The organism is Pseudomonas serboccidentalis (assembly GCF_028830055.1).
In the GTDB taxonomy this organism is placed as follows: domain Bacteria; phylum Pseudomonadota; class Gammaproteobacteria; order Pseudomonadales; family Pseudomonadaceae; genus Aquipseudomonas; species Aquipseudomonas serboccidentalis.
Window position 1 is genome coordinate 4,110,318 of record NZ_CP101655.1, and the last position, 23,905, is coordinate 4,134,222.

The 23,905-nt window shown below is 60.5% G+C and carries 21 protein-coding genes; 12 read left to right on the forward strand and 9 right to left on the reverse strand.

From position 1 onward, the window contains the following. Window positions 1-811 precede the first annotated feature (811 nt). The 3 genes from NN484_RS18760 to NN484_RS18770 all read right to left on the reverse strand — a co-directional run bounded on the left by NN484_RS18760 (window position 812) and on the right by NN484_RS18770 (window position 3,936). On the reverse strand, window positions 812-2,470 hold the full coding sequence (locus NN484_RS18760) for a cation acetate symporter (RefSeq protein WP_127651561.1): 1,659 nt from the start codon (window positions 2,468-2,470) through the stop codon (window positions 812-814). Beyond that, entirely contained in the window at window positions 2,467-2,778 is a 312-nt protein-coding gene (locus NN484_RS18765; protein WP_127651562.1) for a DUF485 domain-containing protein, read from the reverse strand. Before NN484_RS18765 ends, NN484_RS18760 begins: the two co-directional genes overlap by 4 nt. Window positions 2,779-3,084: 306 nt before the next feature. Next, on the reverse strand, window positions 3,085-3,936 hold the full coding sequence (locus tag NN484_RS18770) for a glycine betaine ABC transporter substrate-binding protein (protein ID WP_127651563.1): 852 nt from the start codon (window positions 3,934-3,936) through the stop codon (window positions 3,085-3,087). A gap of 300 nt (window positions 3,937-4,236) precedes the next feature. Between NN484_RS18770 and NN484_RS18775 the strand changes: the two genes are divergently transcribed. Next, entirely contained in the window at window positions 4,237-5,832 is a 1,596-nt protein-coding gene (locus tag NN484_RS18775) for a glycoside hydrolase family 17 protein (RefSeq protein WP_215501689.1), read from the forward strand. A gap of 96 nt (window positions 5,833-5,928) precedes the next feature. Here NN484_RS18775 and NN484_RS18780 read toward each other — a convergent pair whose 3' ends face one another. Continuing rightward, window positions 5,929-6,297, reverse strand: coding sequence for a hypothetical protein (locus tag NN484_RS18780; protein ID WP_274657647.1), 369 nt, complete (start codon window positions 6,295-6,297; stop codon window positions 5,929-5,931). Between the two features lie 224 nt (window positions 6,298-6,521). Between NN484_RS18780 and NN484_RS18785 the strand changes: the two genes are divergently transcribed. Both NN484_RS18785 and NN484_RS18790 read left to right on the forward strand, forming a co-directional pair. Next, window positions 6,522-7,820 (forward strand): serine/threonine protein kinase, encoded by a 1,299-nt coding sequence (locus NN484_RS18785; RefSeq protein WP_274657648.1) that lies wholly within the window; start codon window positions 6,522-6,524, stop codon window positions 7,818-7,820. Beyond that, on the forward strand, window positions 7,813-8,601 hold the full coding sequence (locus NN484_RS18790) for an MlaA family lipoprotein (protein WP_007969640.1): 789 nt from the start codon (window positions 7,813-7,815) through the stop codon (window positions 8,599-8,601). The genes NN484_RS18785 and NN484_RS18790 overlap by 8 nt, the downstream gene beginning before the upstream one ends. A gap of 174 nt (window positions 8,602-8,775) precedes the next feature. On the opposite strand, the gene NN484_RS18795 is transcribed toward NN484_RS18790, so the two are convergent. After that, window positions 8,776-9,690: a DUF808 domain-containing protein gene (locus tag NN484_RS18795; protein ID WP_274657649.1), complete on the reverse strand. Its 915-nt coding sequence runs from the start codon at window positions 9,688-9,690 to the stop codon at window positions 8,776-8,778. A gap of 134 nt (window positions 9,691-9,824) precedes the next feature. On the opposite strand from NN484_RS18795, the gene NN484_RS18800 reads away from it, so the two are divergent. Continuing rightward, window positions 9,825-10,430, forward strand: coding sequence for a TetR/AcrR family transcriptional regulator (locus NN484_RS18800; RefSeq protein ID WP_127651570.1), 606 nt, complete (start codon window positions 9,825-9,827; stop codon window positions 10,428-10,430). A gap of 102 nt (window positions 10,431-10,532) precedes the next feature. Here the strand turns inward: NN484_RS18800 and NN484_RS18805 are convergent, their stop codons facing one another. From NN484_RS18805 to NN484_RS18815, 3 genes are all read right to left on the reverse strand, one after another. Continuing rightward, window positions 10,533-10,991 carry an REP-associated tyrosine transposase gene (locus NN484_RS18805; protein WP_274657650.1) on the reverse strand — a complete coding sequence of 153 codons (459 nt, stop codon included), beginning with the start codon at window positions 10,989-10,991 and terminating at the stop codon, window positions 10,533-10,535. Window positions 10,992-11,256: 265 nt separating this feature from the next. Further along, window positions 11,257-12,327, reverse strand: coding sequence for an alpha/beta hydrolase (locus tag NN484_RS18810; protein ID WP_127651572.1), 1,071 nt, complete (start codon window positions 12,325-12,327; stop codon window positions 11,257-11,259). A 99-nt stretch (window positions 12,328-12,426) separates the two neighbouring features. Beyond that, window positions 12,427-12,867, reverse strand: a complete 441-nt coding sequence (locus NN484_RS18815) for a GlcG/HbpS family heme-binding protein (RefSeq protein ID WP_127651573.1) — start codon at window positions 12,865-12,867, stop codon at window positions 12,427-12,429. 269 nt (window positions 12,868-13,136) lie between these two features. Here NN484_RS18815 and gcl point away from each other — a divergent pair, with 269 nt between their 5' ends. From gcl to NN484_RS18855, 8 genes are all read left to right on the forward strand, one after another. Beyond that, window positions 13,137-14,912 (forward strand): glyoxylate carboligase, encoded by a 1,776-nt coding sequence (gcl, locus tag NN484_RS18820; RefSeq protein ID WP_215501684.1) that lies wholly within the window; start codon window positions 13,137-13,139, stop codon window positions 14,910-14,912. A 155-nt stretch (window positions 14,913-15,067) separates the two neighbouring features. Next, window positions 15,068-15,850 (forward strand): hydroxypyruvate isomerase, encoded by a 783-nt coding sequence (gene hyi / locus NN484_RS18825; protein ID WP_095050211.1) that lies wholly within the window; start codon window positions 15,068-15,070, stop codon window positions 15,848-15,850. Window positions 15,851-16,033: 183 nt separating this feature from the next. After that, a complete protein-coding gene (locus NN484_RS18830) occupies window positions 16,034-16,927 on the forward strand; it encodes a 2-hydroxy-3-oxopropionate reductase (RefSeq protein ID WP_003222962.1) in 894 nt (297 codons plus the stop codon). Window positions 16,928-17,134: 207 nt separating this feature from the next. Beyond that, a complete protein-coding gene (locus NN484_RS18835; RefSeq protein ID WP_127651577.1) occupies window positions 17,135-18,409 on the forward strand; it encodes a glycerate kinase type-2 family protein in 1,275 nt (424 codons plus the stop codon). Continuing rightward, window positions 18,406-19,821, forward strand: coding sequence for a pyruvate kinase (gene pyk / locus NN484_RS18840; RefSeq protein WP_274657651.1), 1,416 nt, complete (start codon window positions 18,406-18,408; stop codon window positions 19,819-19,821). Before NN484_RS18835 ends, pyk begins: the two co-directional genes overlap by 4 nt. A gap of 336 nt (window positions 19,822-20,157) precedes the next feature. Further along, a complete protein-coding gene (locus NN484_RS18845) occupies window positions 20,158-21,072 on the forward strand; it encodes an urea transporter (RefSeq protein ID WP_274657652.1) in 915 nt (304 codons plus the stop codon). A gap of 21 nt (window positions 21,073-21,093) precedes the next feature. After that, the gene (locus NN484_RS18850) at window positions 21,094-21,918 is read left to right on the forward strand and encodes an ion transporter (protein WP_127651580.1); all 825 of its coding nucleotides are present in this window, start codon (window positions 21,094-21,096) and stop codon (window positions 21,916-21,918) included. 184 nt (window positions 21,919-22,102) lie between these two features. Continuing rightward, window positions 22,103-23,101, forward strand: coding sequence for a sulfate ABC transporter substrate-binding protein (locus tag NN484_RS18855; RefSeq protein WP_274657653.1), 999 nt, complete (start codon window positions 22,103-22,105; stop codon window positions 23,099-23,101). Window positions 23,102-23,181: 80 nt separating this feature from the next. Here the strand turns inward: NN484_RS18855 and NN484_RS18860 are convergent, their stop codons facing one another. Then, a complete protein-coding gene (locus tag NN484_RS18860; RefSeq protein WP_127651582.1) occupies window positions 23,182-23,802 on the reverse strand; it encodes a DUF5666 domain-containing protein in 621 nt (206 codons plus the stop codon). Window positions 23,803-23,905: the final 103 nt, after the last annotated feature.

Consider the following 23,905-nt stretch of genomic DNA (forward strand, 5'->3'; position numbering starts at 1 on the left):
CCGCTCGCTGGGGCTCGGGGTTCCCTCGCTACGGTGTCCATCAGGGGGCATCGCCTACGGTTTGCTTCGCTGCACCTCCTCTCGATGTATGCGGCTTCGCCGCACGGCGCTGCGCGCCTCCCCCCTGATGAACACCTTCGCTCGGCCTGCCGAAGGGGCAAAAGATCAAAGGCCACATCAAAAGCCACATCAAAAGCCAGAGCCAGAGCCAGAGCCAGAGCCAGAGCCAGAGCCAGAGCCAGAGCCAGAGCCAGAGCCAGAGCCAGAGCAAAAGATCGCAGCCTTCGGCAGCTCCTACAATTGAACCCGGTACCCCCATCAGAAATTGCTCGTCCGACGAGCCGCCATCGCTGGCAAGCCGCTCCCCCAGTGACCGCTCGCCCCCTTAAGGCCGAGTGTCAGCTCGCCTGCTCTTGATCTTGATCCACGGGCGACGTCGGAAGGCTGAGCGGAGGGATTGATCCGGGGGTGGGAGCGCAGCGACCGTTTGGCGAAGCCAAACACAGCGAGAGGAGGTGCAGCGAAGCAAACCGTAGGCGCTGCCCCCCGGATCGATCCCGGAGCGAAGGAACCCCGAGCCCTAGCGAGCGGGCCGAACGTAGGAGCAAGCGTTTTTTTGCTTACTTTTTTTAGGCGTTTGTAAAAAAAGTGAGTCGCCGTAAGGGCGAAACCCTAAGCCGCCGTTACCGCAGCAACGGATATGTACACGACCCGCACAAAAAGCACAGCCTGCCCGATAACCGCCCACAAAAAAATGCCCCGATCTCTCAACCGGGGCATTCAGTACAACGCTTACACAATCATCAAGCAATCAGTGAGACACAGCCCCACTCGCCCCCAACCCAGTCTGCGAACGCACAAACTGCGGGAAGAACAGCGCCCGCTCGTTATCAGCAGCCGCTGACTTGTCGGTGATCGAGAAGAACCAGATCCCGATAAAGGCAATGATCATCGAAAACAGCGCCGGGTACTCATACGGGAAGATCGCCTTCTCGTGATGCAGGATCTGCACCCAGATGGTCGGACCAAGGACCATCAGCCCCACCGCACTCACCAGCCCTAGCCAGCCGCCCACCATCGCACCGCGGGTGGTCAGCTTCTTCCAGTACATCGAAAGCAGCAGGACCGGGAAGTTGCAGCTCGCCGCGATGGAGAACGCCAGACCGACCATGAACGCGATGTTCTGGCTTTCGAACAGGATGCCCAGGCCGATGGCCAGCACGGCCAGTGCGATGGTGGTGATCTTCGACACGCGAATCTCATCCTTGTCGTTGGCCTTGCCCTTCTTGATCACGCTGGCATACAGGTCATGGGACACCGCCGAAGCACCGGCCAGGGTCAGACCCGCCACAACCGCCAGAATGGTCGCGAACGCTACCGCCGAGATGAAGCCCAGGAAAATACTGCCGCCCACCGCATTGGCCAGGTGCACCGCCGCCATGTTGTTGCCGCCGAGCAGAGCGCCCGCGGCATCCTTGAAGGCCGGGTTGGTGCTGACCAGCAGGATCGCACCGAAGCCGATGATGAAGGTCAGGATGTAGAAGTAGCCGATGAAGCCGGTTGCGTACAGCACGCTCTTGCGCGCTTCCTTGGCGTCACTCACGGTGAAGAAGCGCATCAGGATGTGCGGCAGACCGGCGGTACCGAACATCAGCGCCAGGCCTAAGGAGAACGCCGAAATCGGGTCTTTCACCAGACCGCCCGGGCTCATGATCGCCTCACCTTTGGGGTGAACCTTGATCGCCTCGGAGAACAGCATGTTGAAGTCGAAGTTGACGTGCTTCATCACCATCAGCGCCATGAACGAGGCACCGGACAGCAACAGCACTGCCTTGATGATCTGCACCCAGGTGGTCGCCAGCATGCCGCCGAACAGCACATACATGCACATCAGGATACCGACCAGAATCACCGCCACATAGTAGTCGAGGCCGAACAGCAGCTGGATCAGCTTGCCGGCACCGACCATTTGCGCGATCAGGTAGAACGCCACCACCACCAGCGAACCGCAGGCAGACAGGGTGCGGATCTGCGTTTGCCCGAGGCGGTAGGACGCCACGTCGGCGAAGGTGTATTTGCCCAGGTTACGCAGGCGCTCGGCGATCAGGAACAGAATGATCGGCCAGCCCACCAGGAAGCCGATCGAGTAGATCAGGCCATCGTAGCCGGAGGTGAACACCAACGCGGAAATCCCCAGAAAGGACGCCGCCGACATGTAATCACCGGCAATCGCCAGACCGTTCTGGAAACCGGTGATCTTGCCGCCCGCTGCATAGTAGTCGGCAGCCGACTTGTTGCGTTTGGACGCCCAGTAGGTGATGCACAGGGTCGCCCCGACGAACACCACAAACATGGCGATCGCAGAAACGTTGAGGGGTTGTTTGTGGACTTCGCCGGTCAAGGCGTCAGCGGCCCAGACGGCTGGAGCGAACGCTGCGATGCTCAAAAGAGCCAGTAGACGCCGGATCATTGCTGAGCCTCCTTGAGAATCGCATTGTTCAGGTCGTCAAACTCGCCGTTTGCGCGCCGTACGTAGATAGCGGTCAGGACGAAGGCCGAGACAATCAATCCGACACCAATCGGAATGCCCCAGGTAATCGAAGACCCGGGACTGAGTTTTGCCCCGAGCACTTGCGGCCCGTAGGCGATCAGCAGGATGAATCCGGAGTACAGCCCGAGCATGATCGCCGAGAGTATCCAGGCGAACTTTTCTCTTTTTCTCACCAGCTCCTTGAAGCGCGGGCTGTTTTGAATCGAGAGGTAAATGCTGTCGTTCATTGTTTTTATCCTCGCAGCACAGATTATTGTTGGAACGTATCCACTGTATGCGGCTGCGGAACGGCTTCCAGACGACCTTAGTATTAGAACGACATGACATTTTCGCCAATTTTTGGACTGTAAATAGCCGAAAGAAGTGGAAAGAGGCGCTGAAACAGCCGCAAACCCTGTCGGTGAGGGGTGGCCGGAAACAAATGTAGGAGTGAGCCTGCTCGCGATTGCGTCAAATCAGTCGACATCTCTGTCACCGAAAGACCGCTATCGCGAGCAGGCTCACTCCTACAGGGGGTACTGCGTTACGTGTGGTTATTTAGTCCAGTCAGCCACGCGATCCGGGTGCTTGGCGACCCAATCCTTGGCCGCCGCTTCAGGTTTGGCGCCGTCCTGAATCGCCAGCATGACTTCGCCGATCTCGTCTTTCGACGCCCACTGGAAGTTTTTCAGGAACTTGGCGACTTCCGGAGCCTTGGTCTCCAGCGCTTTGCTGCCGATGCTGTTCACGGTTTCAGCCGCGCCGTACACGCCTTTCGGGTCGTCGAGGAAACGCAGTTTCCACTTGGCGAACATCCAGTGCGGCACCCAACCGGTGACGGCAATCGATTCGTTCTTCTTCTCGGCACGGGTCAGCTCGGCAATCATGCCGGCGCCGGAACTGGCCTTGAGGGTGTATTTGTCGAGACCGTAATCCTTGATCGCCTGATCGGTCTTGAGCATCACGCCTGAACCGGCATCGATGCCGACGATACGGTTTTTGAAGCTGTCGTCGGTTTTCAGGTCTTCGATCGATTTCGCTTTGACGTACTCCGGCACGATCAGGCCGATTTTTGCATCCTTGAAGTTCGGGCCGTAATCGACGACCAGATCCTTGTTCTTCGTCCAGTATTCGCCGTGGGTGACCGGCAGCCAGGCCGAGAGCATGGCGTCGAGTTTGCCGGTGGCCACGCCCTGCCACATGATCCCGGTAGCGACGGCTTGCAGTTTCACATCGTAGCCGAGTTTCTGCTTGATCACTTCGGCCGCCACGTGGGTGGTCGCGACGCTGTCGGACCAGCCGTCAACGTAACCGATGTTCAGGGTCTGTTTTTCAGCGCTGGCGAATGTGGAGCTCATCGCAAGCACCAGAGCGGCACCTGCGCCTAAAAGTCGTCGCATCTTCATCGTTACTTCCCCGAAATGCTGCGCCCGACGGATGCCGGGCATCGTCAACGTATTGTTATGGTGCACAGCGCCCCCATCACGCCTGACCGCAAACTCGTCCGAACATCAGTCGTCTTTTCTATAAGGGTACTGACGCTTTCGATCATCGGCCTGACGCCAAACGCGACCTGCTCTGGCAACGACCTCAAGACAACGAGAAACGACATCAGAAAGCCATTAATCGCTTCTGAATAATTGGCGCCAGACAATCCGCCCGAACTTTGCATGGGCAAATCATGCAGGCCACCAACCCGCGGATAAATGCAGGTAACATGCGTCGCTTTGCAGCCACTCGGCCTGACCATGTCCGCGACTTCCCGCTTCCCGTTTATTCCCTATCTTTTCGCCTGCCTGCTCGGCCTGTTTGCCCTTGGCGGCTTCTGGTACGGCCTCGGCAAACCGGTGATCCTGCCGGACGCCGCAACCCCGACGCACAAGTTGCAATGTGCCTCCTATACGCCGTTCGACAAGGATCAATCGCCGTTCGACGTGCCGTTCAAGCTGCGCCCGGAGCGCATGGACGCCGACCTTGCCCTGCTGGCGACGCGCTTCGAGTGCATCCGCACCTACTCGATGACCGGCCTCGAAGCCCTGCCCGAGCTGGCGCGCAAGCACGGCTTGAAGTTGATGATCGGCGCCTGGGTCAACAGCAACCCGGTGGACACCGAGAAGGAGGTCGACCTGCTGATCGCCTCGGCCAACGCCAACCCGGACGTGGTCAGCGCGGTGATCGTCGGCAACGAAGCCTTGCTGCGCAAGGAAGTCACCGGCGCGCAACTGGCCAGACTGATCAATAAGGTCAAAAGCCAGGTCAAGCAACCGGTCACTTATGCCGATGTCTGGGAGTTCTGGCTCAAGCACCCGGAAGTCGCACCGGCAGTGGATTTCCTGACCATTCACCTGCTGCCGTACTGGGAAGACGATCCCTCGAACATCGACATCGCCCTGCAACATGTGGCGGATGTGCGTCAGGTGTTCGGCAACAAGTTCGCGCCCAAGGACGTGATGATCGGCGAAACCGGCTGGCCCAGCGAAGGCCGCCAGCGCGAGACCGCCCTGCCGAGCCGGGTCAACGAAGCCAAGTTCATTCGTGGTTTTGTCGCGATGGCCGAGAAGGAAGGCTGGCATTACAACCTGATCGAAGCGTTCGACCAGCCATGGAAACGCGGCAGCGAGGGTGCGGTCGGTGGCTACTGGGGCCTGTTCGACGCAGATCGTCAGGACAAGGGCGTGCTCGCCGGGCCGGTGACCAACGTGCCGTACTGGAAAGAATGGCTGGGCGTCGGCGGGCTGATTTTCCTCGGTACGCTGCTGCTCGGCGGCCGGGTGCGCACCACGCAATCAGCATTGATCCTGCCGCTGCTGGGCGCGGTGGCCGCCTGTTCGATCGGCGCCTGGGGCGATCTGGCGCGGGTAACCACGCGGTTTGCCAGCGAATGGCTGTGGGTCGGCTTGCTGACCGTGTTGAATCTGTGGGTGCTGGCGCATGCCGCACTGACCTTGAGCGCGCGCCAGGGTTGGCGTGAACGTGCGTTCAATCTGCTGGAGCGCCGCGCCGGATGGCTGGTGGCCGTGGCCGGTTTTGCTGCAGCGGTGATGATGCTGGAGATGGTGTTCGACGCGCGTTATCGCAGCTTCGCCAGCATGGCGTTCATTCTGCCGGCGCTGGTGTACGTGTGCCGCCCGGTCAGCGTGCCGCGTCGGGAAATCGCCCTGCTGGCTTTCATCATCGGCGCCGGCATTGCGCCGCAGCTGTTCGAGGAAGGGTTGCAGAACCCGCAGGCCTGGGGCTGGGCGCTGGTCAGCGGGCTGATGGTGGCGGCGTTGTGGCGCTGCCTGCGGGTTCGCGGTCGTTGATTAAACAGCAAGATCAAAAGATCGCAGCCTCCGGCAGCTCCTACAGGGTGTACACCGCCTCATGCAGGAGCTGCCGGAGGCTGCGATCTTTTTCTATCAGGCGCTTCGGGATTCTCTGACAAGGCGCAATCCGGCAATCACCACCGCAAACACCGCCAACGTGGTGTTGTACAACGCCAGCGCCGGCAGGCCGAACACCAGCGCCAGCACCGCCAGCCACCACCCTGCCCGCCCCGGCACCACAAAACCGAGCAGCGCCGCACCCAGCGCGGACCAGCCCAATACCTTGAAGTGAATCATCAGCCCCAGGTTCGAGCGCACCGAGCACTCCCAACGGCTCGCTTCATCGACGCAGATGCCGACCCACTGCCCGTCCTCCATGAAGCCATAACGCGCGCCATAACTGGCGGCCAGCCATAACGGCAGCAGAACGAGCAACAGGATCACGGGCAAGCGGCGGGACATGAATCACTCCAATCTACGGAAATCGGCGGCCAGCTTAATCTGACTTGCACCGTTGGCAAGCACTAACAACTGTTAACTGGTCATCCGCGCCGTGCAAAGTGTATCGTCCGCCTACTATTACTCCGAATTCTGCCTGTTTGATGCCGTCGCATGGCACTTTGGCGCAAACCCGGTGGTCATAGCCTGCGAACTTCATTCGGCACCTTTCTCTAAGGGATCCAGTCATGCTCCGTTCCTTGCGCTTCGCCGCGCTGTTCTGCGGCCTTATTCTGAGTGCGTCCGCACTGGCGGTGGATATCGATGCCGCCAGTTATGGCTATCCCCTGACCAACCCGTTCGAGGCGACCATCGCCACGACGCCGCCGGACCTGCGCCCGGAATTGCCGTCCAACGACGATATCAACCAGTCCGACCACAGCATCACATTGCGCCCGGAACGGGCCTTCATCCTCCCGGACAATTTCTGGGCGGTGAAGAAACTCACCTACCGCATCGCCGAGCAGGACAAACCCGCGCCGCTGATCTTCCTGATCGCCGGCACCGGCGCCCGCTTTGACAGCACGCTCAACGAATACCTGAAGAAGCTCTACTACAAGGCCGGCTACCACGTCGTGCAGTTGTCGTCGCCGACCAGCTTCGACTTCATCAGCGCCGCTTCACGCTTCGCCACGCCCGGTATCACCAAGGAAGACGCCGAAGACATGTACCGGGTGATGCAGGCCGTGCGCGCGCAACATCCAAAACTGCCGGTCACCGAGTACTACCTCAGCGGCTACAGCCTCGGTGCCCTGGATGCCGCGTTCGTCGCGCATCTGGACGAAACCCGGCGCAGCTTCAACTTCAAGAAAGTTCTGCTGCTCAACCCGCCGGTCAACCTCTACACCTCGATCACCAACCTCGACAAGCTGGTGCAGACCGAAGTGAAGGGCATCAACAACAGCACTACCTTCTATGAACTGGTGCTGCACAAGCTGACCCGCTACTTCCAGCAGAAGGGCTATATCGATCTCAACGATGCCCTGCTCTATGACTTCCAGCAGTCCAAGCAGCACCTGACCAACGAGCAGATGGCGATGCTGATCGGCACCTCGTTCCGCTTCTCGGCCGCCGACATTGCCTTTACGTCGGACCTGATCAACCGTCGTGGTCTGATCACCCCGCCGAAATTCCCGATCACCGAAGGCACCAGCCTCACGCCGTTCCTCAAGCGCGCGCTGCAATGCGACTTCGATTGCTACCTGACCGAACAGGTGATCCCGATGTGGCGCGCCCGTACCGACGGCGGCAGCCTGCTGCAACTGATCGACCAGGTCAGCCTGTACGCGCTCAAGGATTACCTGCATGACAGCCCGAAAATCGCCGTCATGCACAACGCCGATGACGTGATCCTCGGCCCTGGCGACCTGGGCTTCCTGCGCAAGACCTTCGGCGATCGCCTGACCGTTTATCCACTGGGCGGCCATTGCGGCAACCTTAACTACCGCGTCAACAGCGACGCCATGCTGGAGTTTTTCCGTGGCTAAATATCTCCTGCTGATTGCAGCGCTCCTCAGTGCAGGCGTGGCCCAGGCCGACAACAGCAAAGCCAACGCGCCGGTGGTGGTCGACAGCGACGGCTTCAAGGAGCCGCTGTCCAAACTCAAGTTCAACCCGGGACTGGACCAGCGTGAGTTCGAACGCTCGACGCTCAACGCGCTGAACGTCTATGACCCACTGGAGTCGTGGAACCGCCGCGTCTACCACTTCAACTACCGCTTCGACCAATGGGTGTTCCTGCCAGTGGTCGACGGTTATCGCTACGTGACGCCGAGCTTCCTGCGCACCGGGGTGAGCAACTTCTTCAACAACCTCGGCGACGTGCCGAACCTGGTCAACAGCCTGTTGCAGTTCAAGGGCAAGCGTTCGATGGAAACCACGGCGCGCCTGTTGCTCAACACCACCATCGGCATCGCCGGCCTGTGGGACCCGGCGACCGCCATGGGCCTGCCGCGCCAGAGCGAAGACTTCGGCCAGACCCTGGGCTTCTACGGCGTACCGGGCGGTGCGTACTTCGTGCTGCCGATCCTTGGCCCGTCGAACATTCGCGATACCGCAGGCCTGGCCGTGGACTACACCGCCGAATCGGCGATCAACTACCTGAACGTGTCAGAAGTCAGCTCCAACCATCCTGAGATCTGGGCCCTGCGCGCCGTCGACAAGCGCTACCAGACCAACTTCCGCTACGGTCAGATGAACTCGCCGTTCGAGTACGAGAAAGTGCGCTACGTGTACACCGAGTCGCGCAAGCTGCAGATTGCCGAGTAACGTCAGCGGCAACGAAAAAGGGCCATTCGATGCGAGTCGAATGGCCCTTTTTCATGGCACAACCAAGATCAGACTGCAGGAGTGAGCCTGCTCGCGATGAGGCCGTGTCAGTCACCTTTTATGTGGCTGATACACCGCCATCGCGAGCAGGCTCACTCCTACAAGAAACCGTGTTCAGCCTTTGATCGCGCGCCAGATTTTGCCCACGACCGAAACCACCGCCAGCACCACCGCACCCGCGATAATCCCCGCCACGCCATTGAGCAACACCGGCACTGCAAAACCGGCGCTGCCAGCCGCTGCACCCACGCTTTCAATCCAGTGATGCAGCACAGGAATACCGTGGGTGAGGATGCCGCCGCCGACGAGGAACATCGCCGCCGTGCCGATCACCGACAGGCCTTTCATCATGTACGGCGCGGCGCGCAGGATCGCGTTGCCGATGCTTTTTGCCGCCGAACCGGGTTTCTGCGTCAGCCACAGACCCAGGTCGTCGAGTTTGACGATACCGGCCACCAGGCCGTAGACGCCGACGGTCATGACAATCGCGATGCCGGACATCACGATCACTTGCTGGGTCAGCGATGCGCCGGCCACAGCGCCGAGGGTGATGGCGATGATTTCTGCCGAAAGGATGAAGTCGGTGCGGATCGCGCCTTTGATCTTGTCCTTCTCGAAGGCCACCAGATCGGTGGTCGGCTCGGCCACCGCCGCGCTCAGTTGCGCGTGGTCGGCGTCATCTTCGGCCTTGCTGTGCAGGAACTTGTGCGCGAGTTTCTCGAAACCTTCGAAGCACAGGTAAGCACCGCCGACCATCAGCAACGGCGTTACCAGCCACGGTACGAACGCGCTGATCGCCAGCGCCGATGGCACCAGAATCAGCTTGTTGACGAACGAGCCCTTGGCCACTGCCCAAACCACAGGAATTTCCCGCTCGGCGCGCACCCCGGAGACCTGCTGGGCATTGAGCGCCAGATCGTCGCCGAGCACCCCGGCGGTCTTCTTCGCGGCCATTTTGCTCATCAACGCCACGTCATCCAGAACGGTGGCAATATCGTCGATCAGCACCAGCAAACTGCTTCCTGCCATGAATCATGTTTCCTTATGTGAATAATGCCGCGCAGCATACCGCGACTGCAGGCCACACGGGGCATTCTTGAGCCATGCGCGAGGCCGGTGCTACCATGCGCAACCGCCAGAACAGGCAAGGAACCACCGGGTTTATGAGCACAATCCGCGAGCGCAACAAAGAACTGATCCTGCGTGCCGCCAGTGAGGAGTTTGCTGACAAGGGCTTCGCTGCGACCAAAACCAGCGACATCGCTGCCAAGGCGGGATTGCCCAAGCCCAACGTCTACTACTACTTCAAGTCCAAGGAAAACCTCTACCGCGAGGTCCTGGAAAGCATCATCGTGCCGATCCTGCAGGCCTCGACCCCGTTCAACCCGGACGGCGTGCCGAGCGAAGTGCTCAGCGGCTACATCCGCTCGAAAATCCGCATCTCCCGTGACCTGCCCTTCGCCTCCAAGGTGTTCGCCAGCGAAATCATGCACGGCGCCCCACACCTGAGCGCCGACCTGGTCGAGCAACTCAACAGCCAGGCCAAGCACAACATCGACTGCATCCAGAGCTGGATCGACCGCGGTCAGATCGCCCCAGTCGACCCCAATCACCTGATGTTCAGCATCTGGGCCGCGACCCAGACCTACGCCGACTTCGACTGGCAGATTTCGGCGATCACCGGCAAGGACAAGCTGGACGAGGCGGATTATGAAGCGGCGGCGCAGACGATTATCCGGTTGGTGTTGAAAGGGTGTGAGCCCGACTGATAGACCCCGGTGACGCCATCGCGAGCAGGCTCACTCCTACATTTGGAATGCATTCCCCTGTAGGAGTGAGCCTGCTCGCGATCGAGGCAACACGGTTCCAGTTCAAACCCAAATCGCATCCCAAAGCGGATAATTGCCAAGCTTCTCCACAAGTCCAGCACGCAATGGGTTGGCCACAACATACCGTGCCACCGTCACCAAATCCTCCTCCCGTCGCAATGCCCGGTCGTGAAACCCTCTCTGCCAGAGGCCAGTACTTCTGGCGGTAGTCTGATTTACTGCTTTGGTACTCAATGACTTGGTCTTTTGCATCAGTTCGCTCAACGAACCTTTCTGCAATTCAATTAACCAATGAAAATGATCCGGCATGACCACCCACGCCAGTGAGTTCGCCAAGCCGAGATCCTGTGCCCGTCGAAATTGTTGAACAACCAATCTGCCCAAAGCGAAATCGGCAAAGATCGGTTCACGATCAAGTGTGTTGGTTGTCAGTAGATAGATTCGATTGGCTTCAGCATAGCGCCCGGCTCGCAATCGATGAGCTCCAGGTAGATTCGGCATTCCTTTGCCTCCCATGTTCAGTTCAGGAGAAGGCTAGTTCTGTCGATTCAGTAGAACGGGGTTAACTGTTGGCTGGATGTGTCTGGGAGAGAGCTATCGCGAGCAGGGCTCACTCCTACTGGGGGTTTGTGGTGTTCAGACATTTTGTGTCCAACCACGACCCCTTGTAGGAGTGAGCCTGCTCGCGATGACGGTTAATCCGTCACCAAATATTCAATCGGCCCCTGCTGTCGAGGACACAGGCAAAGCCGATAATCGTTTGACTTCAAGCCTCCTCACCCATCAACCAGCGCAAAGCCTGCGGGAACGAAGTCGGCCAGTCGTCAGGGAAAAAGTGCCCACCCTCGTGAGTACGCGACTTGACCTCGTTGCCTTCGCTGAACAGTTTGCGGAAATCGGCGCTCATCTGTTGATTGCCCGGCCCTTCTTTCTCACCATTGATGACAAACACCCGCTTGCCGCGCGCCTTGCTTTCGGTTGGCGTCGGTTGCTGGCCGCCGGGCGACAGCAACAGCGCGCCTGCGTAATCGTCCGGGTGCTGCGCCAACAAGGCGCCGGCGTGTTGCGAACCCTGGGAGAAGCCCATCAGAAAAACGCGCTTACGGTCGATGCATTGCTGGGCTTCCAGGGCTTTGAGCGCCTTTTGCACCGTCTGATGGGTGCCTTCGAAGCCTGGGCCGATCCAGCGGAAGCTATGGACTGAGTTGATCATTTCAGTGCCGTTGATCCCCAGAATGATTGCCCCGGTGTCGGCCAGCGGCTGATAGCTCTCATCCAGCTCGCCATTGATGCCATAACCGTGCAGCCAGACCACGACCGGGCGACAGGCTTTGGGGGCCGGAATGTTCGCCGACGGGTTGAGCACCGAAATCGCGCCGACCTTGCCCGGGGCAATTTTCTTGTAGCGTTTCTGAGCATTGGCCAACACGGTTTTGTAGGTGTCGGACTCGTGCAGATCGGCGAAGTCTTCGTCGCTCGCCATCATTGGGCCGAACCACAAACCGCGATCATCGGCCACGCGCAGAAAGCGCTCGGCCAGTTTGTCATCGCCACGGCGAGCGAACAGCGCCGCAACCTGATAAGGCGCCTGCAACTGATTCGGGTCTTCCCGAGTGGCCGCCAGATACACCGCAATAGCCTGCAACGTATCGCTCGATTCGAGCTTCTCGCCGCGGTCCATCAGTTCTTGTACATCGTCCGCGTTGATTAATGCAGAAACCACCGGGCTCAGTGCCTGGAACGCGATTTCTTCAGCGTCGGGTGTTTCTGTCGCATGCAGGAGGGGGGTGCAGAGGGTCATGGCCGAAGCCAGGGTGATGGCGAATAGCGTCTTCACGCAGATCTTCCTTGATACATAAACGAGAGGGGCGGCAGTCTATAGATACCGCTCCTCTTCGTCATCATTACGCCATCAGTTGTGCGGATCTGTTTCCTGTCAGGCCGCCACCCCCGCATCCGCCCGCAACGCCAGCGCCTCCACCGCCCTGATCGCCACCTGCTCATCAATATCCGACAGATCGCCGCTGATGCCGATCGCGCCCAGCACGTTGCCCGCCTGATCGCGGATCAATACGCCGCCCGGAGCCGGGACGACGCTGCCCTGGCCCATGCTGTTGAGCGCGGCGATGAAGGCCGGGCGTTGTTGGGCATCCAGCGCCAGCAGGCGTGAGCCCTTGCCCAGGGCGATGGCGCCCCAGGCTTTGCCGATGGCGATGTTCGGACGCAGCAGGCTGGCGCCGTCTTCGCGTTGCAGGGTGATCAGGTGGCCGCCGGTATCGAGTACCGCGATGGTCAGCGGCGCGGCGTTGATACCGCGCCCGGCGCTGATGGCTTCGTTGACCAGGTTGACTGCGACTTTCAAGGTTAAAGCGCTCATGGTGCCGTCCTCATTTTGTTATTGGGAAAGTCGTGAAGCTGCGCGTTTGTGCCGCAGCTCAATGCCACAAATAGAACACAATGAGTTATTTTTTTGTATACAATAATTATCGAAAAGCGCCCCATGCGACGAAAAGCCACAGCAATAGCTGGCTTCCGACGAATGAAACAGGCGCTTGAGAAAATGGATTGACCTGCGCCGTCCGCCGTGAATACACTCTGCGCAAAGCCACTTGTATACAATTACAAAACGTAAAGAGGCACAAAACCATGAGCAAAATGAGAGCAATCGAAGCCGCCGTTCTGGTGATGCGCCGTGAAGGGGTTGATACCGCTTTTGGCATTCCGGGTGCTGCGATCAACCCGCTGTACTCCGCACTGAAAAAAGTCGGTGGCATCGATCACGTCCTCGCTCGCCACGTCGAAGGCGCGTCGCACATGGCCGAGGGTTACACCCGCACCAAGGCCGGCAACATCGGCGTGTGCATCGGTACGTCCGGCCCGGCCGGTACCGACATGGTCACCGGGCTCTACAGCGCCTCGGCCGACTCGATTCCGATCCTCTGCATCACCGGCCAGGCACCCCGCGCCCGTATGCACAAGGAAGACTTCCAGGCAGTCGACATCACCAGCATCGTCAAGCCCGTCACCAAGTGGGCGACCACGGTTCTGGAGCCGGGCCAGGTGCCTTACGCGTTCCAGAAAGCCTTCTATGAAATGCGCTCCGGCCGCCCAGGCCCGGTGCTGATCGACCTGCCGTTCGACGTGCAGATGGCCGAAATCGAATTCGACATCGACGCCTACCAGCCACTGCCACTGGCCAAACCAACCGCGACCCGCGTTCAGGTCGAGAAGGCACTGGCACTGCTCGATCAAGCCGAGCGCCCATTACTGGTGGCCGGTGGCGGGATCATCAACGCCGACGCCAGCGATCTGCTGGTGGAGTTCGCCGAGCTGACCGGTATCCCGGTCATCCCGACCCTGATGGGCTGGGGCACCATCCCGGATGATCACCCGCTGATGGTCGGCATGGTCGGCCTGCAGACTTCGCACCGCTATGGCAATGCCACGATGCTGAAATCCGACGTGGTACTGGGTATCGGTAACCGTTGGGCCAACCGTCACACCGGTTCGGTCGACGTCTACACCGAAGGCCGCAAGTTCATTCACGTCGATATCGAAGGCACGCAGATCGGCCGCGTCTTCACCCCGGACCTGGGCATCGTCTCCGACGCCGCCGCCGCGCTGACCGTGTTCCTCGAAGTCGCCCGTGAATGGCAAGCCGCCGGCAAGCTGAAAAACCGCAGCGCCTGGCTGCAGGATTGCCAGCAGCGCAAGGCCAGCCTGCAGCGCAAGACCCACTTCGACAACGTGCCGGTCAAGCCGCAGCGCGTTTACGAAGAAATGAACCAGGTGTTCGGCAAGGACACCTGCTACGTCAGCACCATCGGTCTGTCGCAGATCGCCGGCGCGCAGTTTCTGCACGTCTACAAGCCGCGTCACTGGATCAACTGCGGCCAGGCCGGCCCGTTGGGCTGGACCATTCCGGCGGCGCTGGGCGTGGTCAAGGCCGATCCGAACCGTAAAGTCGTGGCCCTGTCGGGGGACTATGACTTCCAGTTCATGATCGAGGAGCTGGCGGTCGGCGCTCAGTTCAAACTGCCTTACATCCACGTCGTGGTGAACAACTCGTACCTGGGGCTGATTCGTCAGGCCCAGCGCGGGTTCGAAATGGACTACTGCGTGCAGCTGTCCTTCGATAACCTGAACGCGCCGGAACTCAACGGTTACGGTGTCGACCACGTGGCAGTCGCCGAAGGCCTGGGCTGTAAGGCGCTGCGTGTGTTCGAACCGTCGGAAATCGCCCCTGCCCTGCGCAAGGCCGAAGAGCTGATCGAGGAGTTCAAGGTACCGGTGATCGTCGAAATCATCCTGGAGCGTGTGACCAACATCTCCATGGGGACCGAGATCAACGCCGTCAACGAATTCGAAGACCTGGCGCTGGTCGGTAACGACGCGCCAACGGCGATTTCGCTGCTCGACTGATCCGCCAGATTTGATGGCCGCGGTTAGCCTTCTGTAGGAGCTGCCGCAGGCTGCGATCTTTTGATCTTTGTTGCTAAGGATCAAGATCAAAAGATCGCAGCCTGCGGCAGCTCCTACACAGAGCCATCATCACTCATTCGCAACAGGAGACCACCATGCCGCGTTTCGCAGCCAACCTGTCCATGCTGTTCACCGAACAGGATTTCCTTGCCCGTTTCGACGCCGCCGCCAAGGCTGGTTTCAGCGGCGTCGAGTACCTGTTCCCGTACGACTTCAGCTCCGCGGAGATCAAGGCCAGACTCGACGCCAATGGTCTGACTCAAGTGCTGTTCAACCTGCCGGCCGGCGACTGGGCCAAAGGCGAGCGCGGGATCGCGTGTCTGCCGGATCGGGTCGAAGAGTTCCGCGCCGGTGTCGACCTGGCGATTGCCTACGCGCAAGTGTTGGGCAACACCCAGGTCAACTGCCTGGCCGGTATCCGTCCGCAAGGCGTGGACGATGCCACCGTGGAAAAGACCTTCGTCGCCAACCTCAAGTACGCGGCCGACAAGCTGCAGGCGGCGGGGATCAAACTGGTGATGGAAGCGATCAACACCCGCGACATCCCCGGCTTCTACCTGAACAACACGGCGCAGGCCCTGTCGATTCGCGAGCAGGTCGGCAGCGCCAACCTGTTCCTGCAATATGACATCTACCACATGCAAATCATGGAAGGCGATCTGGCCCGCACCCTGCAATCGCACCTGGGCGAGATCAACCACGTGCAGCTCGCGGACAACCCGGGGCGCAACGAACCCGGCACCGGCGAGATCAACTACCGCTTCCTGTTCGAACACCTGGATCGCATCGGTTATCAGGGTTGGGTTGGCTGTGAATACAAGCCGCTGACCACGACCGAAGCGGGCCTCGGCTGGCTGAAAACCCATAACGCAATCTGAGATCGAACCCGGCCCCTTGTGGCGAGGGGGCTTGCCCCCGTTCGGCTGCGAAGCAGTCGTAAAAGCCACTGACCGTGAAAACATTTAGGGCCGCTTCGCGACCCAACGGGGGCAAGCCCCCTCGCCACAAAAAAGCCCATCGGTTCCAAACCGGGGGCAAGACAAAAACAAGAGGATTTTCTCATGGCTAAAATCGGATTTATCGGCACCGGCATCATGGGCCACCCAATGGCTTCGAACCTGCAGAAAGCCGGTCACAGCCTGTTCCTGTCGGCGCACCACGATGCCGCTCCGGCCGACCTGGTGGCCGCTGGCGCTGTCGCCCTGGCCAACCCGCGTGAAGTCGCGCAGGAAGCCGAGTTCATCATCGTCATGGTCCCGGACACCCCGCAGGTCGATGACGTGCTGTTCCGCGCCGACGGCGTTGCCGCCGGCATCGGCAAAGGCAAAGTGGTGATCGACATGAGTTCGATCTCGCCGACCGCCACCAAAGCCTTCGCCAAGAAGATCAACGAGAAAGGCGCGCAGTACCTCGACGCGCCAGTGTCCGGCGGTGAAGTCGGCGCCAAGGCTGCGACCCTGAGCATCATGGTCGGTGGCGATGCCGATGCCTTCGAACGCGCGCTGCCGCTGTTCCAGGCCATGGGCAAGAACATCACCCTGGTCGGTGGCAACGGCGACGGTCAGACCGCCAAGGTCGCCAACCAGATCATCGTCGCGCTGAACATTCAGGCCGTCGCTGAAGCCCTGCTGTTCGCCTCGAAAAACGGCGCAGATCCAGCAAAAGTGCGTGAAGCGCTGATGGGCGGTTTCGCCTCTTCGAAAATCCTCGAAGTACACGGCGAGCGCATGATCAAGGGCACCTTCGATCCGGGCTTCCGCATCAGCCTGCACCAGAAGGACCTGAACCTGGCCCTGCAAGGCGCCAAGGAGCTGAACATCAATCTGCCGAACACTGCCAACGCCCAGCAAGTCTTCAGCACCTGCGCGGCCATCGGCGGCAGCAACTGGGACCACTCGGCGCTGATCAAGGGCCTGGAACACATGGCCAACTTCTCGATTCGCGATAAGAAGTAAGCCGCTGCCCCACCCTGCAGTCAACCTGTGGGAGTGAAGTTGTGGTGAGGGGGCTTGCCCCCGTTGGGCTGCGAAGCGGCCCCAAAACCTCTGGTTTATCAAAGGTCTTGTGAGTGCGGCGCACTCAAACGGGGGCAAGCCCCCTCGCCACAGGGCTCACTCCTTCCGAGTTGCCCTTTCGAATAACAAGAATTCCGGGAGCCCGCCATGTCGGTCGATCCGCAACAACTGCTGCGCGAGCTGTTTGCCACAGCCATCGACGCGGCCCATCCGAACCAGGTCCTCGAAGCCCATCTGCCTGCCGATCGCACTGGCCGAGTCATCGTCATCGGCGCCGGCAAAGCCGCCGCCGCGATGGCGCAAGTGGTCGAGCGCTGCTGGCAGGGTGACGTCTCTGGCCTGGTGGTGACCCGTTACGGTCACGGCGCCCCGTGCGAAAAAATCGAAGTGGTCGAAGCCGCGCACCCGGTGCCGGACGCCGCCGGCCTGGCCGTGGCCAAACGCGTGCTGGAACTGGTCAGCAACCTGACCGAAGACGACCGCGTGATCTTCCTGTTGTCCGGCGGCGGCTCTGCCCTGCTCGCCCTGCCGGCCGAAGGCATCACCCTCGCCGACAAGCAGTCGATCAACAAAGCCCTGCTCAAATCCGGCGCAACCATCGGCGAGATGAACTGCGTGCGCAAGCACCTCTCGGCGATCAAGGGCGGCCGCCTGGGCAAGGCCTGCTGGCCTGCCACTGTGTATACCTACGCGATTTCCGATGTCCCGGGCGACCTCGCCACAGTCATCGCGTCCGGCCCGACCGTGGCCGACCCGAGCACTTCGGCCGAAGCGCTGGCGATCCTCAAACGCTACGGTATTGAAGTCCCGGCCTCGGTACGCAACTGGCTGCAAAGCCCTGAGTCGGAAACGGTCAAACCGGGTGATCCGAGCCTCGCCCGCAGTCATTTCCAGTTGATCGCCCGCCCACAGCAATCGCTGGACGCGGCTGCAGTGAAATGCCGTCAGGCCGGTTTCAGCACGCTGATCCTTGGCGACCTGGAAGGTGAATCCCGCGAAGTGGCGAAGGTCCACGCCGGCATCGCCCGCCAGATCATCAACCATGGCCAGCCACTCGCTGCACCGTGCGTGATTCTCTCCGGCGGCGAAACCACTGTGACCGTGCGCGGCAATGGCCGCGGCGGACGCAACGCCGAATTCCTCCTGAGCCTGACCGACAGCCTCAAGGGCCAGCCCGGCGTCTATGCGCTGGCCGGCGACACCGACGGCATCGACGGCTCCGAAGACAACGCCGGCGCGATCATGACCCCGGACAGCTACGCCCGCGCCGCCGCCCTCGGTTTGAGCGCCAGCGACGAGCTGGATAACAACAACGGTTACGGCTACTTCGAGGCGCTCGACGCGCTGATCGTCACCGAGCCGACCCGCACCAACGTCAACGACTTCCGCGCCATTCTGATCCTTGAGAACTGCAAATCATGACGCCTGATAAAAAGGTCAAAATCCTCGCCACCCTCGGGCCTGCCGTCGACGGCATCGAAGACATCCGTGAACTGGTCGAGGCCGGGGTCAACATCTTCCGCCTCAACTTCAGCCACGGCGATCACGCCGACCACGCCAAGCGCTATCAGTGGATCCGCGAAGTCGAGCGCCAGCTCAACTATCCACTGGGCATTCTGATGGACCTGCAAGGGCCGAAACTGCGCGTCGGCAAGTTCGCCGACGGCAAGGTGCAACTGCATCGCGGTCAGGCGTTTCGTCTGGATCTGGACGCGACACCGGGCGATGAACGCCGAGTGAACCTGCCGCATCCGGAGATCATCGCCGCGCTGAAAGCCGGCATGGATCTGCTGCTCGACGACGGCAAACTGCGTCTGCGTGTGGTGACCAAATACAACGACGCGATCGACACCACCGTGCTCAATGGCGGCGAATTGTCAGACCGCAAAGGCGTGAACGTGCCGCAAGCGGTGCTCGATCTCAGCCCGCTGACCGCCAAGGATCGCCGTGACCTGAGCTTCGGTCTGGAGCTGGGTGTGGACTGGGTGGCGCTGTCGTTCGTGCAGCGTCCGCAAGACATCCTCGAAGCCCGCGCACTGATCGGCGACAAGGCCTTTCTGATGGCGAAAATCGAGAAGCCGTCGGCGGTTGAACAACTGCGCGAAATCGCCGAGCTGAGCGATGCGATCATGGTGGCTCGCGGTGATCTCGGCGTGGAAGTGCCGGCCGAAAGCGTGCCGCAGATTCAGAAAAACATCATCAGCACCTGCCGCGAACTCGGCAAACCGGTGGTGGTGGCGACGCAGATGCTCGAGTCGATGCGCTTCTCCCCGGCACCGACCCGTGCTGAGGTCACCGACGTGGCCAACGCCGTGGCCGAAGGCGCCGATGCGGTGATGCTCTCGGCGGAAACCGCGTCCGGCGAATACCCGCTCGAAGCGGTGCAGATGATGAGCAAGATCATCCGCCAGGTGGAAAACGGTCCGGACTATCAGACCCAGCTCGACGTCAGCCGGCCGAAAGCCGAAGCCACCGTTTCCGATGCGATCAGTTGCGCGATCCGCCGCATCAGCAACGTGCTGCCGGTGGCGGTGCTGGTCAACTACAGCGAGTCCGGTGCATCAACCCTGCGTGCGGCGCGGGAACGGCCGAAAGCGCCGATCCTCAACCTGACGCCGAACCTGCAGACGGCGCGGCGTTTGAGCGTGGCGTGGGGGATTCACTCGGTGGTCAACGATCGCCTGCGTCAGGTCGATGAGGTCTGTTCAACGGCGCTGGAAATCGCCCAGGCGCAAGGCATGGCCGAGCGTGGCGATACCTTGCTGATCACCGCCGGCGTGCCGTTCGGGCAGCCGGGATCGACTAACTCGCTGCGGATCGAGACGTTGATTTAAAGATTGCGATAGAACCTGTGGCGAGGGAGCTTGCTCCCGCTTCGGCTGCGCAGCAGTCGTCGTGTTTAGGGCATGACGGTTTTCATAGAAAAACCGCATTCGCCCGGATTAAGGCCGCTTCGCGACCCAGCGGGAGCAAGCGCCCTCGCCACAGGGATTCATATAACAAAGAGATTGTTTTTGCTGGCCTCTTCGCGAGCAGGCTCGCTCCCACGATTGATTTGTGTGCACCACAAACTCAATGACTGAACAAAGATTCAGTGTGGGAGCCAGCCTGCTGGCGATCAGCCGGAGTCGCGCTCGACCAATCCGGTTTCACTGACTTTCAGAACTGCCATGCCTGCCAATCATTTCAACACCCACTGCCCCGACTGGGCCGAGGCTTTGCTCAACGGTTTCAGTCAGATATTCCTCCAGCGCCATCCGCTGTGCGGCCTGCTGTGTCTGCTGGCGATCCTGCTCACTGCGCCCGTGCTGTTTGCCGGCGCACTGCTCGGTGCCGTCGCCGGACTGCTCACCGCGCAACGGCGCAACTACGCCAAGGCTGATCGCCAGGCCGGGTTGTTCAGCTACAACGGCGTGCTGCTCGGTTTGGTGCTGAGCCTGTATTTTCCCTGGTCGCCGATGCTGCCGCCGCTGATTCTGGCCGCGGGCGGCCTGAGCGCGATGGTCACTCAGCAATGGCTCAAACATGTCTACCGCAGTCGATCCATACCGGCCTACACCTCACCGTTCGTGGCCATCAGCTGGATCCTGCTGCTGTTCGCCGAACCGTCCGCGCCGACGGTTCATATCCAGATAAGCACGCTGAACCTGCTCGCCGCTGAACTGCGTGGGTTGGGCCAGGTGATGTTTCTCGGTCATCCACTGGCCGGCGCATTGATTGCCTGCGGCTTGCTGATCGCTGATCGCCGGGCGTTCTGCTGGGCGCTGCTGGCGTCGGCGATCGGCCTCGCATCCAGTGTGCTGCACCACGAAACCAGCACCGCGCTGCTGGGGCTGGGCAGTTACAACGCGGTGCTCGCCGCCCTCGCCTTCAGTGCGCAACGTCAACAGCCGTGGCTGCCACTGCTGGGCATCGTCCTCGCGCTACTGGTCACGCCGCTGTTCGCCGCCATTGGCCTGGCGACGCTGACGGCGCCGTTCATCCTCGCTGGCTGGCTGATTCGCGGCGGCATCCAGATGCTCGACAAAACGGCCGTCGACAGCACGCCTTGCGCACAGGGGGAGAATCAACCTAGGCTGCGCTGATCTTCAATTCAGGCGTTATCCATGGACAGCAGCAACGGTTGGCGTGAACGGCTTTACGTCATGATTTTCCAGAGCGACACCCTCGCCGGGCGGCGCTTCGACGGCACCTTGCTGTTGATCATCCTCGCCAGCCTGGTGGTGGTGATGCTCGACAGCATCGACAGCATTCATCAGAACTACGCTGATGTGCTGGCGTACATCGAATGGGGCTTCACCGTGATCTTTCTCGGTGAATACATCCTGCGCCTGTACTGCTCGCCCAAACCGTTGCGCTACGCCTTCAGTTTCTACGGGCTGGTGGATCTGCTGGCGATCGTGCCCGGGATTCTCGCGCTGTACTACAGCGATGCGCAGTACCTGCTGATCATCCGGATCATCCGGATGCTGCGGATCTTCCGGGTGCTCAAGCTCAGCCCTTACCTCAAGCAAGCCAACTATTTGATGTCGGCGCTGCGTGGCAGCAAGCAGAAGATCGTGGTGTTTCTGGTCAGCGTCTGCACCCTGGTGACGGTGTTCGGCACCCTGATGTACGTGATCGAAGGCCCGGAACACGGCTTCACCAGCATCCCCAAGGGCATCTATTGGGCTATCGTGACCCTGACCACCGTCGGCTTCGGCGACATCGTGCCGAAGACCCCGCTGGGCCAGGTGATTTCCTCGCTGGTGATGATCACCGGTTACTCGATCATCGCCGTGCCCACCGGGATCTTCACCGCGGAACTGGCCAACGCCATGCGCGGTGAACAACTGCAACACGACTGCCCGGTGTGCAAGAAAAACAGCCACGAACATGGGGCGGCGTTCTGCTCCCGTTGCGGCAATGCGCTGTTCAAGAAATTGGAATAAGCACAGAGCTTTTTAATCTTTAAGCGACTATGCCAGCCCCGTTATAGTCAGTGGCAATTGAACATCACCCCCTGTAGGAGCTGCCGCAGGCTGCGATCTTTTGATGTTGTTTTTATAAGCTCAAGATCAAAAGATCGCAGCCTGCGGCAGCTCCTACACATACATAGACAACAAGGAATGCGCAGTGAAAAAACTCTTTGGCGCCTCACTTCTCGCCGCCGGTCTTGCCTTTGGCAGCGTGGCTCAAGCCGCACCGACCCTGCTCAACGTCTCCTATGACGTGATGCGCGATTTCTACAAGGACTACAACACTGCGTTCCAGAAGCACTGGCAGGCCGAGCACAACGAAAACATCACCGTACAGATGTCCTTCGGCGGTTCGAGCAAGCAGGCGCGTTCGGTGATCGATGGCCTGCCGGCTGATGTCATTACCATGAACATGGCGACCGACATCAACGCCCTCGCCGACAACGGCAAACTGGTCCCGGACAACTGGGTCACCCGCCTGCCGAACAACAGCGCGCCGTTCACCTCGGCCACCGTGTTCATTGTCCGTAAAGGCAACCCGAAAGCCCTGAAAGACTGGCCGGATCTGCTCAAGGACGGCGTGCAGGTGATCGTGCCGAACCCGAAAACTTCCGGTAATGGTCGCTACACCTATCTGTCGGCCTGGGGCTATGTGCTGAAGAACGGCGGTGACGAGAACAAGGCCAAGGACTTCGTCGGCAAGCTGTTCAAACAAGCGCCGGTGCTCGACACCGGTGGCCGCGCCGCCACCACCACGTTCATGACCAACCAGATCGGCGACGTGCTGGTGACCTTCGAGAACGAAGCGGAAATGATCGCTCGCGAGTTTGGTCGCGATCAGTTCGAAGTGATCTACCCAAGCGTCTCCGCCGAAGCCGAACCACCGGTGACGGTGGTCGACAAAGTGGTCGACAAGAAAGGCACTCGCGCTGCGGCCGATGAATACCTGAAGTACCTGTGGTCGCCGGAAGGCCAGGAAATTGCTGCGGCCAACTACCTGCGTCCGCGTGATCCGGCGGTATTGGCGAAATACACCGATCGCTTCCCGAAAGTCGATTTCCTCTCGGTCGAGAAAACCTTCGGTGACTGGCGCTCGGTGCAGAAGACCCACTTCAATGATGGCGGGATTTTTGATCAGATCTATACCGGCCAGTAAGGCTTAGGCAGTCACGCAAAGGCGACCCTGCAGGAGCTGCCGAAGGTTCGGCAGCTCCTGCAGGGGCCATGCGGTGGCAGTTACATCGGCGGGGTGACGCCATCCTTGCCGGCGGAAATCGATTGCGCCGTCAACGTGCCGTCCGCCCCCTGCGTCACAAAGGTGACAATCTTCACCCCGACCTTGAGCAAACTGCGATCCCCCGGCGTCAGGTTGACGATCGGCACATCCTCCGGCACCAGAATCTTCTGCTGCCCGCCCTTGTAGTTGACGGTCAGCACCCGGCCGTTGCTCACCACCAGATCACCGACGCTGCCATTGGTCATGCTGCTGCCCTTGGCCAGGTCGAATGGCCGATGGCCGTCGCCGCTGCCGGCCAGTTCCGGCGGGAATACGTGCACTTCCAGCGCCTTGAGCGTGCCATCCTCCTGGGGCATGGCGGCCGAACCGATGTAGCTACCGGGTTTGATGTCCTCGATATTCGCCAGCGTGACGGCACGCACCTTGGTGTCCGCCGTCAACTGGATCACGACGTTCTCGCCGCTGTTGACGTGCACTTTCAACGAGCCGGCGCTGACCCCGGTGATCTCGCCGCGCACGCCGAGCCGCATTCCGGGAGCATCGGCCGCTTGCACCGCGCCGGCGCCAAGCAGACCGATCAGAGCAATCGTGGGGGTGTGACGCAACAGCTGACGCAACATGGCAATCCTCCGGTGATAAACAGTGAGAGCGCTGCGGTAAACATAAGCATGCTATCGAAGAAGATGTAAGCGAATGTATCATCGACGCTCCCCGGTCGGACGC

Coding starts and splice junctions, on each gene's coding strand:
- NN484_RS18760 (WP_127651561.1), bottom strand. CDS start 2,470: ATGATCCGGCGTCTACTGGCTCTTTTGAGCATCGCAGCGTTCGCTCCA.
- NN484_RS18765 (WP_127651562.1), bottom strand. CDS start 2,778: ATGAACGACAGCATTTACCTCTCGATTCAAAACAGCCCGCGCTTCAAG.
- NN484_RS18770 (WP_127651563.1), bottom strand. CDS start 3,936: ATGAAGATGCGACGACTTTTAGGCGCAGGTGCCGCTCTGGTGCTTGCG.
- NN484_RS18775 (WP_215501689.1), top strand. CDS start 4,237: ATGCAGGTAACATGCGTCGCTTTGCAGCCACTCGGCCTGACCATGTCC.
- NN484_RS18780 (WP_274657647.1), bottom strand. CDS start 6,297: ATGTCCCGCCGCTTGCCCGTGATCCTGTTGCTCGTTCTGCTGCCGTTA.
- NN484_RS18785 (WP_274657648.1), top strand. CDS start 6,522: ATGCTCCGTTCCTTGCGCTTCGCCGCGCTGTTCTGCGGCCTTATTCTG.
- NN484_RS18795 (WP_274657649.1), bottom strand. CDS start 9,690: ATGGCAGGAAGCAGTTTGCTGGTGCTGATCGACGATATTGCCACCGTT.
- NN484_RS18800 (WP_127651570.1), top strand. CDS start 9,825: ATGAGCACAATCCGCGAGCGCAACAAAGAACTGATCCTGCGTGCCGCC.
- NN484_RS18805 (WP_274657650.1), bottom strand. CDS start 10,991: ATGCCGAATCTACCTGGAGCTCATCGATTGCGAGCCGGGCGCTATGCT.
- NN484_RS18815 (WP_127651573.1), bottom strand. CDS start 12,867: ATGAGCGCTTTAACCTTGAAAGTCGCAGTCAACCTGGTCAACGAAGCC.
- gcl (WP_215501684.1), top strand. CDS start 13,137: ATGAGCAAAATGAGAGCAATCGAAGCCGCCGTTCTGGTGATGCGCCGT.
- hyi (WP_095050211.1), top strand. CDS start 15,068: ATGCCGCGTTTCGCAGCCAACCTGTCCATGCTGTTCACCGAACAGGAT.
- NN484_RS18830 (WP_003222962.1), top strand. CDS start 16,034: ATGGCTAAAATCGGATTTATCGGCACCGGCATCATGGGCCACCCAATG.
- NN484_RS18835 (WP_127651577.1), top strand. CDS start 17,135: ATGTCGGTCGATCCGCAACAACTGCTGCGCGAGCTGTTTGCCACAGCC.
- pyk (WP_274657651.1), top strand. CDS start 18,406: ATGACGCCTGATAAAAAGGTCAAAATCCTCGCCACCCTCGGGCCTGCC.
- NN484_RS18845 (WP_274657652.1), top strand. CDS start 20,158: ATGCCTGCCAATCATTTCAACACCCACTGCCCCGACTGGGCCGAGGCT.
- NN484_RS18850 (WP_127651580.1), top strand. CDS start 21,094: ATGGACAGCAGCAACGGTTGGCGTGAACGGCTTTACGTCATGATTTTC.
- NN484_RS18860 (WP_127651582.1), bottom strand. CDS start 23,802: ATGTTGCGTCAGCTGTTGCGTCACACCCCCACGATTGCTCTGATCGGT.